The organism is Mycobacterium sp. DL592, from assembly GCF_011694515.1.
Lineage (GTDB): Bacteria > Actinomycetota > Actinomycetes > Mycobacteriales > Mycobacteriaceae > Mycobacterium.
The window spans coordinates 117,463-131,337 of sequence record NZ_CP050192.1 but is presented as its reverse complement, the minus strand read 5'-3'; the positions used below and the strand labels follow the sequence as shown (position 1 = coordinate 131,337).

The following is a 13,875-nucleotide window of genomic DNA, read 5'->3' as shown; positions in this document are numbered from 1 at the left end:
AATCCATGAGAAATCACCTTCGCCGGTGGCTGCTGTTCGCAGTCGTCGCCGCTCTGGCCGCGGTCGTCGCCGCGTGCTCCGGCGGGTCCAAGAACGTGGGTCCCACGGTCGAGGACATCAAGGCAGCGGGCAAGATTCGCATCGCCACCTTCGGAGACCTGCCGCCCTACGGCTACGTCAAGAACAACGGCACCAGATCCGGGTTCGACATCGCACTGGGCAACCGGATCGCCAAGGACCTCGGTGTCACGCCGGAATGGATCCAGGTCAACGCCGATAGCCGAGTCGACGCGCTCAAGTCGGACAAGGTTGATCTGGTGCTGGCCAATTTCACGGTGACCGACGAACGCAAGCAGGTTGTCGACTTCGCCAACCCGTACATGAAGGTCTCCATCGGAGTCGCGTCCCCGGATGATGCGCTGATCACCGATCCGGCTCAGCTCAACGGAAAGCAACTCGCGGTCACCAAGGGCACCACCGCGGAGAATTACTTCACCCAGAACTTCCCCGATGTGAAGCTGGTGAAGTTCGACTCGAAGACGCAGCAGTTCCAGGCCTTCAAGGATCGCCGGGTCGCAGCGCTGGCCGACGACAACTCCTACCTGTTCGCCTGGGCCAAAGACAACCCGGGGTTCAGCGTCGGTATCAAGGAACTCGGGCCGCAGTCCTTCATCGCACCTGCGGTGAAGAAGGGCGACAGCAACCTGCTCGACTGGGTCAACAACGAGATCACCAACCTCGTCAACACCGGCTTCCTCGACGAGGCCTACAACGTGGAACTCAAGCCGTTCTTCACCGGCGACATCAAGCCGCAGGACATCCTGATCGCGAAGAGCTGACCCGCGACATCACGCTGAACTGGCCGGCACGGTCGTCGCGGGCGTCACAGCGCCTTCGACGGCCGGCACGGTCAGATCGGCGATGAGATCACGCAGCCCGCCACCGGCGCGCAGCTTACGCCGTTGGCGCACAGCACCATTGCCTTCGCTGAGGCTTCGCTGGACTGACTTCCTGACGTTGGTGAGTTCGCCGAGTTCCTCCAGGGCGGGTGTCACCCACTCCACGAGCGACTCCAGGACCGATGCCGCCGAGGTGATTCGGCCCTGCGGCACGTCGTAGGCCTGACCGGTGAGGCCTTGATGTGCCGACTTCCACTTCGCTGCCCTCAGGACCCCGGTGCCCACCTGAGGTGCTGTACGACCTTCCTGCAGGTGGCCCAGCGCCGTGATTGCCAACGCCCTGATGAGAGTGGCAAGGGTGACCGTCTCGTCGACCGTGGCCGGTACGTCACTGATCCGGATCTCGACCGTGGGAAGGTGACTCGAGGGCCGGATGTCCCAGTAGAGCATCCGCTCGTCGAGCACCGCTCCGGTCTCGTGCAGCACGGCGGCGAGCTCGTTGAAATGCTCCACCGAGCGGAAGTAGGGCGGCGGCCCCGACACCGGCCAGCCTGTCTGCAGCACAGCGCGCCAGCTCGCATAGCCGGTGTCGAAACCTCCGTAGACCGCCGAGTTGGCGGTCAGCGCGAGCAGTGCGGGCAACCAGAGCCTGATGAAATTGCTTACCTGAAGCCCTGTTTCACGGTCCGGCATTCCGACGTGGACATGGCACCCGCAGATCACCTGTCCGAAGGTGAGGCTGCCGAAAGACTCGGTGATCCACTCGAAGCGGTCGCTGTCGGTGAGCGTGAAGGGAGGCTTCCCGACCGGCGGCGCCCCGGCAGGCAGCAGCCGCGCGCCCAGACTCGCCGCGGCCCTGGCGGCCAGGGTTCGCGCCTGGGTGAGTTCCTCTCGCAACTCGGCCGCGGAGGTGTGCACCGAGGTGTCGATCTCGACCTGGCAGTTGGCGAACTCGGTGGACAGCCTCAACCCGAGCGCACCGGCCGCCTTGACGACAGCCAAGTTATGCCCGGCGGGCTGCCCCGTGTCGGCGTCGACCAACAGGAACTCTTCTTCGACCCCGAACGTCGTATTCGACGGGGGCTGCACTGATCGACTCACCCGCCTGTCTTACGCCGCCGCGGCGAAGCGGGCGCGGCATGCAATCGCGCTGATCAGAAGTATCCAGCCCGGCAGCGCACGGGTTTACCCTTCGGCAGGCGCGAAGACGGACCCCTCGTGGTTTTTCCTGTCTTCGAAGTAGATCGAACTCGAGGGGACATCATGTCGAATCAGATTGACGAATCGGGCGTGGCTTCGGCACCCGAAGCCGCGACGGGCGAACGCCAGCATCGCAAGCTGCGCGGCACGCTGGGCGTGTGGGGCATCGTGTTCGTGGTGGTGGCAGCCGCCTCACCGTTGGGTGTGATCGGTGGCCCGGTTCCGCTGGGCATCGGAATCGGCAACGGCACCGGGTTCCCCGCGATCTTCGTCGTCAGCACCGTGATCATCCTGCTGTTCGCGGTCGGATTCACCGCACTGACGCCGTACGTGCCGGACGCCGGCGCCTTCTACTCCTACATCGGCAAGGGCCTTGGGCGGGTCACCGGCTTCGGCTTCGCGTTCGTCGCACTGATCTCGTACCTCACCCTCGAGATCGCGGTCTACGGCCTGATCGGCCAGGGTGCCCAGGCGCTGTTCGCGTCTTACGGACTTCCCCAGATTCACTGGGGCATTTGGGCTTTCATTGCGTTCGCGATCGTCACCCTGTTGGGCCACTTCAACATCGACCTGTCCCGTAACGTGCTCGGCGTCCTGCTGATCGGCGAAGTCGCCATCGTGCTCGCCCTCGACGCCGCCGTCATCTTCAGCGGTGGCCACGAGGGACTGTCAACCGGTATCATCACGCCGTCTGAAATCGTTTCGGGCGCTCCGGGTCTCGCACTGCTCTTCGCGATCTTGAGCTTCATCGGTTTCGAAGCGACCGCCGTGTTCCGCGACGAGGCCCGCGACCCGTTGCGCACCATCCCCCGCGCCACCTACCTGGCCGTGATCCTCATCGGCGTCTTCTACACGGTCTCGACGTGGGCCCTGATCAGCGCCTGGGGTGACAGCCGGGTGGTCGAGGCGGCGATCAACGCTCCCTCGGATCTGCTGCCGACCGCCACCAAGGAGTACCTCGGCACTGCCGGCTTGCACATCGTGCAGGTGCTGTTCGTCACCAGCCTGTTCGCCTGCATCCTGTCGTTCCACAACATCGTCGCCCGCTACGTGTTCACGCTGTCCAACCGGAAGGTCTTCCCCGACCGGCTCGGCGATGCGCACGCAAAGCACGGTTCGCCGCACCTGGCTTCGGGCGCGGACGCGATCATCGTGGCGGTGGCCCTGCTGATCGGCATTCTGTTCAAGCTCGACCCGGTGACGCAGTTCTACACCTGGCTCGCAGGTATCTCGACGGTCGGTGTGACCACGCTGCTGATCGCGACAACCGTCGCCGTACTGGCCTTCTTCGCGCGCCGAAAGAAGGCGGGCCAGCTCGAGATCTCCACGTGGCGAGCCTTCCTCGCTCCCGGCCTTGGCCTGGTCGGCCTGCTGATCGCGTTCGGGCTGATCCTGCAGAACCTGCCTGCCCTCGTCGGCAACTCGACGCCGATCGCCATCGGTGTGGGCGCCCTGCTGGTCGCATTCTTCGCCATCGGCGCCGGCATTGCGGCCCGGCGACCGCAGGTCACGCTGGAATGACATGACAACCGCGGGTGAGCAGTACCTGACCGAGGCCATCGCGAACGGCGACATCGACGAAGTCGAGGTCGCCTGGACCGACCAACTCGGCCACGCGGCGGGCAAACGTGTACCGGCCGGCGAGCTCCACGAGCACATCCGCAACGGAGGTATCGCGTTCAGCAGCGGCCAGCTGACGTGGAACGTTGCCGCCGAGGTTCAGGAGAATCTGCACTTCGCATCCTGGGACACCGGATTCCGGGACATCTACGCCGTTCCCGACCTGTCGACGGCACGCCCCTTGCCGTGGCGGGAACGGGTGGCACACGTGGTCGCAGACATCCACGACCACGACGGGACGCCACTGGGATGGCACCCGAGAACCATCCTGCGCACCGCCATCAACCGGCTCGCCGACGTTGGTATCGACGCCTTCGCGGGCGTGGAACTCGAGTTCTACCTCCTCGACGACGACGGGCACCCCTACCAGACCCGGCTGGAGTCCTACTCGCTGGAGAACGCCAATCGTTACGGCGCACTTCTCGAGGACCTCACCACATCGCTGCGCGCGTTCACGCGCCTGGAGGCCGTGGAGACAGAGTTTGGACCCGGCCAGATCGAAGCCAACCTGCGCTATACCGACGCTCTGACCGCAGCAGACGACGCCGCCCGGTTGAAGTACGCCGTCAAAGAGGTGGCACAGCGCCACGGACGTACGGCGACCTTCATGGCGAAGCCCCTCGTCGGGCAGTCCGGAAGCTCGTCACACGTGCATTTCTCGCTCAAGCGGGACGGCCGCCCGTTGTTCGCGCCCGTCGATGGCAAGGAATCCCCGGAGGCGCGCCACGTCATCGCCCGCCTCTTGCGACACCTTCCCGCGATCTCGTTGTTCGGCGGGCATACGGTCAACGCCTACAAGCGAATCGAGCCAGGGTCCTGGGCACCGTCAACTGTGACCTGGAGTGGCGACAACCGGTCGGCCGCCGTTCGTTCACTGGTGCTCGGGCCGGAGTCTTCTCGGCTCGAAGTTCGCACCGCTTCGGCCGAAGCAAACCCCTACTGGCTCATCGCCGCACTCCTGAGCGCAGCCACAGCCGGCCTGGAGGCCGCTGAGGAGCCGCCGGCGCCGGCAAGCGGTAACGCCTACCTGGTCGGTGATCCGCTACCGGCCGACTTGCCCGCCGCCATCGCCGCCGCCCGTGACGACGTCGAACTGGCGAAGCTGCTCGGACCGGTCAATGTCGAAGACTTCGCCAGGCTGGCCGAGAGCGAATGGCGGGCCTACTCCTCCTACATCACGGACTTTGAGATCCAGCGTTACCTGCACACGTCCTGACCCGGCCGTCCACCGGGCACTTCGGCGCAGCCTGCGTCTAACTGGTGTGACCACGGCTGATCCGCTGATTAACCGGCTCACCAGGGTGCACGCTATTGACCAGTCTGTGAAAATTCAGCGGCGCTACTCGCGGCACACACCGACGGAGTAGCCGGACTTCAGTATGGGCCGGAGGATCGGGGCAGTGTGGTGAGCAACCCGGAGGAAATATCGGGCGAGGATCAAGCCGATCCGCGTTGGCTGCCGCCCAAGCCCAAGCGTGACCGCAGCCTGCTGATCGCCGGCGCCGTGGTGGCCGTTGGACTGGTCATCGGCCTGGTGTTCTCACTGTTCGGCGGCTCGAATCCGATCTTCGGGAAAGACGATTCCAACGTGGTCAGCATCGGCACCACCGAGGGCAGTGCGGACTACTGGCCGATACTGCAACGCCTCGCTGCCGAGCAGGGAATCACCATCCGGGTGGTGAACTTCGCGGACTATTCACAGCCGAATCCCGCTCTGGCACAGGGACAGACCGACCTCAACCTGTTTCAGCACCTGCAGTTCCTCGCCAGCTACAACGTCTCGGCGAACCAGAACCTCACCCCGATCGGGTCCACAGTCGTCGTCCCGCTGGGTCTCTACTCGCGCCGATACTCCTCCGTCGAGCAGATCCCGAACGGCGCCGACGTGGCGATTCCCAACGACCCGACCAATCAGGCCAGGGCCCTGCTGGTGCTCCAGCAGGCCGGACTGGTGAAGCTTCGCGACGGTGGAAGCACTGTGTCCACCCCGGCCGACGTGCTCCCCGCCGGCACCCGCGTGCGGGTGGTTCCAATCAGCGCACAGCAGACCGTCACCTCACTGCCGTCGGTCGCCGCCGCGGTGATCAACAACGGCTTTGCCATGGACGCCAACATCGACCCGTCGTCAGCGATCTACAACGACGATCCGAACAGTCCCGCCGCCGAGCCGTACATCAACGCCTTCGTCTCCCGTGAGCAGGACAAGGACAACCCGACGTATCAGGAGATCGTGAAGCTCTATCACGACCCCAAGGTGACCAAGGCAGTCGTCGACGCGTCTCGCGGCACCGCGGTGATCGTCGACAAACCCGCAGCCGACCTTCAACACCTCACTGACGAGCTCGAAGCCCAGATCCGGCAGAAGTGACCGGTCCAGCAGCAAGGAGAGCAGATGGCTCCGATCGTTGAGTTCGTCAACGTCACCAAGACATACCCGGTCGAGGGCTCGAAAGAGACCTTCAACGCCGTGGAGTCGATCAGCCTGACCATCGAGTCCGGGAGCATCTACGCCATCATCGGCGGCTCCGGCGCCGGCAAGAGCACCCTGGTGCGATTGATCAACGCACTGGAGCGTCCCACCTCCGGTCAGGTGATCGTCGAGGGGACCGACATCACGACGCTGACCGCCAAGCAGACCAGAGAGCTGCGCACCCGCATCGGCATGGTCTTCCAGCAGTTCAACCTGCTGAACTCGCGCACGGTCTACGGCAACATCGCGTTCGCGCTCGAATCCGCCGGGGTGCCCAAGGAATCCCACCGCGATCGCATCGCCGAGCTGTTGCACTTCGTCGGGCTGGCCGAAAAAGCCTGGGCCTTCCCGCGACAGCTGTCCGGCGGTCAGAAGCAACGCGTCGGGATCGCCCGCGCACTGGCTGCCAACCCCAAGATCCTGCTGGCCGACGAGGCGACATCGGCCCTTGACCCACAGACCACCAACGACGTGCTGCGGCTACTCCAGCGGGTCAATGCCGACTTCGGGATCACCGTCATCGTGATCACCCACGAGATGGACGTCGTCCGCAAGATCGCCGACCGGGTCGCGGTTCTGGACCGCGGCGAACTGGTCGAAGAGGGTGATGTCTACACCATCTTCTCCGAGCCTCAGGCAGAACTCACGACGGCCATCGTCTCGAACTCCCTGCACGACAAACCATCTCCCACCGACGCGGCCGAGTTGTCCGCGCGCTATCCAGGCAAGCTGGTAGCCGTCAGCGTGGCCGACCAGGACCGGGTCGGTGCGATCCTGGCCGACGCCGTGCGGTCCACCGACGTCGGCTTCGAGTTCGTCTACGGCGGTATCTCCGCGTTGCAGGGCAGGTCCGTGGGCAACATAACGCTCGCGCTGACCGGGTCGGACTCCGCAGTCGAGCAGGTCGTCACGGAGCTTCGTTCACACACCACCGTGCAGGAGTTGGGATGAACATCAACTGGGACGTGCTCAAGCCGATCTTCTGGCAGTCCCTCTGGGAGACCCTCCAGATGGTCATCACCACCCTGGTCCTGGGTGGCTTCCTCGGCCTGATCCTCGGGGTGTTGCTCTACACCACCCGCAAGGGCGGGGTTCTCGAGAACAAGTGGATCTACAACCTGCTCAACGTCATCGTCAACTTCGTGCGCCCGATCCCGTTCATCATCTTCATCGTCGCCATCGGTCCGCTGACGCTATCGGTCGTCGGCACGACGATCGGCACCCGTGCGGCAATCTTCGCCCTGATCATCGCGGCGACCTTCGGTATCTCCCGGATCGTCGAACAGAACCTGGTCTCGATCGACCCGGGAGTCGTCGAGGCCGCACAGGCCATGGGCGCCAGCCCATTTCGCATCATCACCCGCGTCCTTCTACCTGAGGCACTGGGGCCGCTGATCCTCGGCTACACCTTCGTGTTCATCTCGGTCGTCGATATGACGGCAGTCGCCGGGTCGGTGGGCGGCGGAGGCCTGGGTAACTTCGCGATCGTCTATGGGTATCAGAGGTTCAACTGGTGGGTCACCTGGATCGCGGTGCTGACGATCATCCTGCTCGTGCAGTTCGCGCAGTTCTTCGGTAACTGGCTGTCCAACAAGGCACTCCGTCGTTGATCAGGCACCGCTGAGGTGGGTATCGAGTTCACAGCCGCGGAACGCTCCCGGATCGGCCTCGAGTGGGAGATCGCCTGCGTGGACCGGCGCAGTGGGGAACTCGCTCCGGCGGCTCCGGAGATACTGGCCAAAACCGGCCCGGCGGAAGGATTTCCACATGTCACCGGTGAGCTACTCACCAACACCGTCGAGCTGGTGACCGCACCCCATCATGTGGTGACTCATGCCGTCGACGAACTGAGCCGGCTGGTGCACACCGTCATCGACATCGCCGAACCCCTTGGGGTAGAGCTGATCTCCTCTGGTACCCACCCATTCAGCCAGTGGTTCGCACAACAGGTGACACCGGGCAACCCTCGCTACGAGGTCCTCATCGACCGGACACAGTGGTGGGGGCGCCAGATGATGATCTGGGGTGTCCACATTCACGTCGGCATCGAGAAGCGGGCCAAGGTACTGCCGATCGTCAACGGACTGCTGAACTACCTGCCGCACTTTCAGGCGCTGTCCGCGTCGAGCCCGTTCTGGGCCGGCGAGATCACCGGGTATGCCTCCAATCGAGCCCTGATGTTCCAACAGCTGCCGACCGCCGGGCTGACACCGCAGTTCAGCGACTGGGAGTCCTACGAGAAACTGGTCGCCGACCTGCTGCACATCGGGGTCATCGAGGGTTGCGGCGATCTGCGCTGGGACATTCGGCCCTCCCCCAAGTGGGGCACCGTGGAGCTGCGCGTCTTCGACGGAATCTCCACCGCCTACGAGATCGGTGCGATAGCGGCCCTCACCCAGGCCCTGGTCGAACACTTCTCCCGGGAGTTGGACGCGGGCCGGGAGATCCCGGTGTTCCCGGCATGGTTCCACCGGGAGAACAAGTGGCGCGCGGCGCGCTACGGCATCGAGTCGATCGTCGTGGTCAGTCCAGCCGGTGACGAACGGCTCGTTACCGAGGATCTGCTGGAGCTGATCGGCACCTTGAGCCCGATCGCCGAGGAACTGGGCAGTCTCGAGGAACTGCACCGACTGACCACCATCATCGACCGCGGACCCAGCTACCTTCGGCAGCTGCGGGTGGCCGAAGCGAGCTTCGGCAGTCTCAAGGCGGTCGTCGGTGCACTTGCCGCAGAACTGCGCGACAACACCCTGACCACGCTGCGCTGAAGTCCGCGTCGTAGCCTCGTGGCATGAGTGAGCCGTACGAATCGCTGGCCATCGAGGTCAAGGACAACGTCGCCCAGGTCACGCTGCTCGGACCGGGCAAGGGCAACGCCATGGGCCCCGCCTTCTGGGCCGAGATGCCTGCCGTCTTCGCCGACCTGGACGCCGACCCCGAGGTCCGCGCGATCGTGCTGACCGGCTCGGGCCGCAACTTCAGCTACGGCCTGGACCTCATGGCGATGGGCGGCATGCTGCCGTCGGCGGGCGGCGATCCGTCGGCTCGGCCGCGCGCCGAGTTCCACAAGAAGCTCAAGGGCATGCAGCAGTCGATCACCGCGGTGGCCGACTGCCGCACCCCCACCATCGCCTCGATCCACGGCTGGTGCATCGGCGGCGGCGTGGACCTCATCAGTGCGGTCGACGTTCGCTATGCCAGCGCTGATGCGAAGTTCTCGGTGCGCGAGGTCAAGCTGTCGATCGTCGCCGACGTGGGCAGCCTGGCGCGGCTGCCGTACATCCTCAACGACGGACACCTGCGCGAACTCGCCCTGACCGGCAAGGACATCGACGCCGTCCGTGCCGAGAAGATCGGCTTGGTCAACGACGTCTACCCGGACCCCGAGGCCACGCTGGCCGCGGCGCACGCGACCGCCGCGGAGATCGCCGCGAACTCACCGCTGGTGGTGCACGGCATCAAGGACGTGCTCGACGAGCAGCGCACTGCTGACGTCGCCGCCAGCCTGCGCTACGTCGCGGCGTGGAACTCGGCGTTCCTGCCGTCGAAGGACCTGGGCGAGGGCATCAAGGCAATGTTCGAGAAGCGCAAGCCGGAGTTCACCGGCGAATAACGTCGGATGGACTAACGTCATGCTCTCAACAAGGTCACAGCTACGACGCAGCATTTGAACAAGTGGCCAGACCAGACTTGACGCATGAAGGACAATAAGCAGTCTGCCGCTATCGGCTTGGCCCGGCTCAGGCCGTTCGCTCTACTCGCGGGCGCGGCCGCGATTGTCGGAATGGGCGCTTTCGCCTTCTCCCAGCCAGATATCCCGGTCGGGGGCGGACCGATACCGCAAGCCGGATCCGGTAGCGCGCCAGTCAACACCAGCTATACGCAACCGGCGGCGCCGGGCATGCAGATGGGTGGCACCGCGACTGAGACGACGCCGGACTCGGTGCTGCCGACCACAAAGGCGGTACCGGCGCATTGAACGTACGACTCGTTTCCGGCGTCGGCCTGGCAGTCGCGGCCTCGGTGGGCGTGACACTGTGGGGCAGCTGGATTGCAAACGCAAGCTCACCAAATGTGATCGGGCAGAAGTATTCTGATGCCCAGTCGGCGCTGAGTAGCGCCGGCTACACGGCCGTGGTCGCGGTTACCCAAGGCGATCGTGTCGACCGCGCTGACTGCATCGTGGCCAATCAGCATGACCACAATGCGCAGCCACCCGCCAACAGCAGCGGCTCGGTGACCAAGCAGACGTTGCTCACACTCAACTGCTACGCCCCGGTCGCGACCTACAAGGATCCGGGTCCTTCGCTCGCGAGCCCCGAAGGCCGCGCGGCGGCGGCGTCCGCTGCGGCTGCGGCCGCGTCATCGTCGGCTGCGGCGGCGGCAGACAGCGGCAGTGGCGGCAGCGGCGGCTGATCAGACGTAAAGTCCGGGACCGGATGAATTGTGTCCGGGCGTTGTCCCACAGCCGGGTCACCGCCGCGTAGCGCTGTCCCCAGGTTTCGGTGAGGTCGCCCGACGCTGACCTGACCACGGTCAATTTGACGAAGTTGTCGGTCCCGGCACCCGCCGGATCATGCTCCGCAGAGCCGAGGTGCTCAGTTTTCTCCTCGTTGAGCGCCCTCAACGAGCACCGTCTTGGTCAGCTACCTGAGCAAGTCCTCGGGCAGCGCGATCAGAGTGTCCTGCCGGAACATCGATTAAATCAACGGCATGTCTCGAGACATCACACAGCGGTGGCGGAGGGATTTGAACCCCCGGACGGTGTTAGCCGTCTCTCGCTTTCAAGGCGAGTGCATTAGGCCGCTCTGCCACGCCACCGCGAACAAGCGTAGCGGTGTGCGTTTCCGACGCGGCCGTCGGCCGAGCTAGACCCGGCCGATTTTCGCAGAGGAGCCGCCGGTCTTCAGCGAGGCGCTGATCCTCCGGCAGTTCTCCCCCATCGCCGACATCTGCGGGCGCGACAGCGGCCCGAGGAAGTTCTCCCGTACGCCACGCGAGTACGTGAGCATTGCTTCCTCGACCACCTCCCGACCGCGATCGGTGATGCTCGCCAAGACACCGCGCCCGTCGTCAGGACTCGCGTCCCGACGCACCAGCCCGGCCGTCTCCAGACGCCGAATCTGACGCGTCACCCGACTCGGCAACGACATGAGTTGATCGGCGAGATCCCCCATCCGCGCCGATCCGGTCTCGGAGTTGTCCAAGATCTCCAACAAACGGACATCCACCAGCGTCAGCTTGTGTTTGTCCACCAAGCCACGATTCAACGTTCCGTAGAGTCGCAGCGCCGCGTCTAGAAAATTTTGCCAAGATCGTTGCTCGGCAATATCTAGCCCCGGCATTTCAGATGCAGTCCGCCCCGCAATTATCCCTCCCATAGCGCAATCGTAAGCGACGCTACCGAGTTCGAGGCCAAAAGCCTCGGTTCCGGCTAAACGTACCGGTAGTACGTTTAGGGCATGTACGCCATCGTCGCCGAGTCCTCCGAAAACCTGCTCTGGCGGGAAGTTCCCGATGTGTCACCGGAACACGGTGAGGTACTCGTGGAGGTCAGCTCGGCAGGAGTGAATCGGGCCGATCTTCTGCAGGCCGCCGGCAACTATCCGCCGCCGCCGGGCGCAAGCCCGATTCTGGGACTTGAAGTCTCTGGCGTGATCGCCGCCGTCGGCGGCGGCGTCTCGGATTGGAGCGTGGGACAAGAGGTTTGCGCTTTGCTGGCAGGCGGCGGCTATGCAGAATACGTGGCGGTGCCCGCCGGCCAGCTGATGCCGTTGCCCTCCGGCGTGAGCCTGCACGACGCCGCCGCGCTACCGGAGGTGGCGTGCACGGTGTGGTCGAACGTCGTCACCGCCGCGGCGCTGCAGCCGGACGAGGTGTTGCTGGTACACGGCGGCGCCAGCGGCATCGGCACTCACGCCATCCAGGTCGCGCATGCACTAGGCGCCAGGGTGGCCGCGACAGCGGGCTCCGCGGACAAACTCGAACTCTGCCGCGAATTCGGTGCCGACACCGTGATTTCTTACCGCGACGAAGATTTCGTCGCTCGAATCCGCGAAGCCACCGGCGGCGCGGGTGCCGACGTCATCCTCGACATCATGGGCGCGGCGTACCTCGACCGGAATCTCGACGCGCTGGCGCCCGACGGCCGGTTGGTCATCATCGGTATGCAGGGCGGCGTCAAAGCGGACCTCAACATCGGCAAGCTGATGACCAAGCGGCTGCGTGTGATCGGAACGACGCTGCGCGCCCGCCCGGTCGGGGGCGCTCACGGCAAGAGCGCGATCGTCGCGCAGGTGGTGGACGCGGTGTGGCCGATGGTCGCCGACGGCCGGGTCCGTCCAGTCATCGGCGGGCGCTACCCGATCACCGACGCCGCCCACGCGCACCGCGCGCTGGCCAGTGGACAGACCTACGGAAAGGTACTGCTCACCGTCAGCGAATGAGACTCAGCCCAGCGACGCCAGCGCGCGGACCAGCTGGTCGACCTCACCCAGGGTCGAGTAGTGCGCCAGCCCGATGGTGACCGCACCGCCGATGTCGTTGACGCCGATCAGGTCGAGCACACGCGAACTGGCGTTGCAGATGGCCAGGATCCCGTTGTCGGCCAGCCGCTGGACCACCCGTTCGGCGGGCACGCCAGTGACCGCGAAACTCACCACCGGAATGTGAACCTCGGGGTGGCCGATGACCATCACCAGCGGCAGCGACCGCAGCGAGGTCATCAGATAATCGAACAGCTGGCTGAGGTAGCTGTTCGCCGATTGCATTGATACGCCGAGTCTTTCGCGTCGGCTACCCCGAGCCGACTCATCGAGCCCGGCGAGGTATTCCACACTGGCGACCACACCGGCCAACATGCCGTACTGGTGGCCACCGAGCTCCAGGCGAGCCGGGCCGCTGGCGTACGGGTTCATCGACACCGAACCAAAGGAGTCGATCAACGATGGGTTGCGGAACACCAGCGCGCCGATCGGCGGGCCGCCCCAGGCCGGCGCGTTGAGCGCCACCACGTCGGCCTCGACCTCATTGATGTCCAGCAGCTGATAGGGCGCGGCCGCCGAATGGTCCACGACGACCAGCCCGCCGACGTCGTGCACGAGCTTGCTCACCGCTCCGACGTCGGTCATCGTGCCCAGCGTCGAGGACGCCGACGTCAGGGCCACCAACCGGGTGGGCGGGGTGATCAGGTTCTCCCACTGCCAGGTGGGCAGCTCGCCGGTCTCGATGTCGACCTCGGCCCACTTGACCTTCGCGCCGTATCGGTTGGCCGCACGCAGCCACGGCGCGATGTTCGCCTCGTCGTCGAGCCGGCTGACCACCACTTCGTAGCCGATTCCGGCGCGCGACGACGACGCATCGGCCAGCGACGTCAGAAGGATCGAGCGGTCGGCACCGAGCACCACCCCGCCCGGGTCGCCGTTGACGAGGTCTGCGACGGCCTGGCGGGCCGCCTCGAGGACCGCGACGCTGCGCCGCGAGGACGGGTGCGGGCTGGCGAGGTTGGTCGCCGAACCGCGAAACGCCGTCGACACCGTCGTCGACACCGATTCGGGGATCAGCATCCCGGCTTGGGCATCGAAGCGCATCCATCCGTCGCCCAGCGCGGGGTGCAGACCTCGCACCCGGGCAACGTCATATGGCATGCAGCCCACCTTAAAGCGTCAGTGATTTCGCTACCGAGAC

14 protein-coding genes and 1 tRNA gene are annotated in these 13,875 nt (G+C 65.2%); 11 read left to right on the top strand and 4 right to left on the bottom strand.

What is annotated here, in order from left to right:
• Positions 1–5 precede the first annotated feature (5 nt).
• Positions 6–839, top strand: a complete 834-nt coding sequence (locus HBE64_RS00560) for a transporter substrate-binding domain-containing protein (protein ID WP_167096780.1) — start codon at positions 6–8, stop codon at positions 837–839.
• A 9-nt stretch (positions 840–848) separates the two neighbouring features.
• On the opposite strand, the gene HBE64_RS00555 is transcribed toward HBE64_RS00560, so the two are convergent.
• Positions 849–2,000: a glutamate--cysteine ligase gene (locus HBE64_RS00555; RefSeq protein ID WP_243841454.1), complete on the bottom strand. Its 1,152-nt coding sequence runs from the start codon at positions 1,998–2,000 to the stop codon at positions 849–851.
• Positions 2,001–2,162: 162 nt separating this feature from the next.
• On the opposite strand from HBE64_RS00555, the gene HBE64_RS00550 reads away from it, so the two are divergent.
• From HBE64_RS00550 to HBE64_RS00510, 9 genes are all read left to right on the top strand, one after another.
• Positions 2,163–3,620, top strand: coding sequence for an APC family permease (locus tag HBE64_RS00550; RefSeq protein WP_167096778.1), 1,458 nt, complete (start codon positions 2,163–2,165; stop codon positions 3,618–3,620).
• 1 nt (position 3,621) lies between these two features.
• A complete protein-coding gene (locus HBE64_RS00545) occupies positions 3,622–4,935 on the top strand; it encodes a glutamine synthetase family protein (RefSeq protein WP_167096777.1) in 1,314 nt (437 codons plus the stop codon).
• A 189-nt stretch (positions 4,936–5,124) separates the two neighbouring features.
• The gene (locus HBE64_RS00540) at positions 5,125–6,087 is read left to right on the top strand and encodes a MetQ/NlpA family ABC transporter substrate-binding protein (RefSeq protein WP_208300542.1); all 963 of its coding nucleotides are present in this window, start codon (positions 5,125–5,127) and stop codon (positions 6,085–6,087) included.
• Between the two features lie 24 nt (positions 6,088–6,111).
• Positions 6,112–7,140, top strand: coding sequence for a methionine ABC transporter ATP-binding protein (locus HBE64_RS00535; protein ID WP_167096775.1), 1,029 nt, complete (start codon positions 6,112–6,114; stop codon positions 7,138–7,140).
• Complete coding sequence (locus tag HBE64_RS00530; RefSeq protein ID WP_167096773.1) at positions 7,137–7,799, top strand: methionine ABC transporter permease; 663 nt, start codon at positions 7,137–7,139, stop codon at positions 7,797–7,799. Before HBE64_RS00535 ends, HBE64_RS00530 begins: the two co-directional genes overlap by 4 nt.
• 15 nt (positions 7,800–7,814) lie before the next feature.
• On the top strand, positions 7,815–8,957 hold the full coding sequence (locus HBE64_RS00525) for a glutamate--cysteine ligase (protein ID WP_167096771.1): 1,143 nt from the start codon (positions 7,815–7,817) through the stop codon (positions 8,955–8,957).
• A gap of 23 nt (positions 8,958–8,980) precedes the next feature.
• Entirely contained in the window at positions 8,981–9,802 is an 822-nt protein-coding gene (locus HBE64_RS00520) for a crotonase/enoyl-CoA hydratase family protein (protein ID WP_167096769.1), read from the top strand.
• Between the two features lie 84 nt (positions 9,803–9,886).
• Positions 9,887–10,168 (top strand): hypothetical protein, encoded by a 282-nt coding sequence (locus HBE64_RS00515; RefSeq protein WP_167096767.1) that lies wholly within the window; start codon positions 9,887–9,889, stop codon positions 10,166–10,168.
• Positions 10,169–10,263: 95 nt separating this feature from the next.
• Positions 10,264–10,605 (top strand): hypothetical protein, encoded by a 342-nt coding sequence (locus tag HBE64_RS00510; RefSeq protein ID WP_243841453.1) that lies wholly within the window; start codon positions 10,264–10,266, stop codon positions 10,603–10,605.
• A 318-nt stretch (positions 10,606–10,923) separates the two neighbouring features.
• Here the strand turns inward: HBE64_RS00510 and HBE64_RS00505 are convergent.
• A tRNA-Ser gene (locus tag HBE64_RS00505) sits at positions 10,924–11,010 on the bottom strand.
• A 47-nt stretch (positions 11,011–11,057) separates the two neighbouring features.
• Entirely contained in the window at positions 11,058–11,570 is a 513-nt protein-coding gene (locus HBE64_RS00500) for a MarR family winged helix-turn-helix transcriptional regulator (protein ID WP_167096763.1), read from the bottom strand.
• A gap of 81 nt (positions 11,571–11,651) precedes the next feature.
• On the opposite strand from HBE64_RS00500, the gene HBE64_RS00495 reads away from it, so the two are divergent.
• Entirely contained in the window at positions 11,652–12,635 is a 984-nt protein-coding gene (locus HBE64_RS00495) for an NAD(P)H-quinone oxidoreductase (RefSeq protein ID WP_167096761.1), read from the top strand.
• A 3-nt stretch (positions 12,636–12,638) separates the two neighbouring features.
• Here the strand turns inward: HBE64_RS00495 and HBE64_RS00490 are convergent, their stop codons facing one another.
• Positions 12,639–13,835 carry a cysteine desulfurase-like protein gene (locus HBE64_RS00490; RefSeq protein WP_167096759.1) on the bottom strand — a complete coding sequence of 399 codons (1,197 nt, stop codon included), beginning with the start codon at positions 13,833–13,835 and terminating at the stop codon, positions 12,639–12,641.
• Between the last annotated feature and the right edge of the window lie 40 nt (positions 13,836–13,875).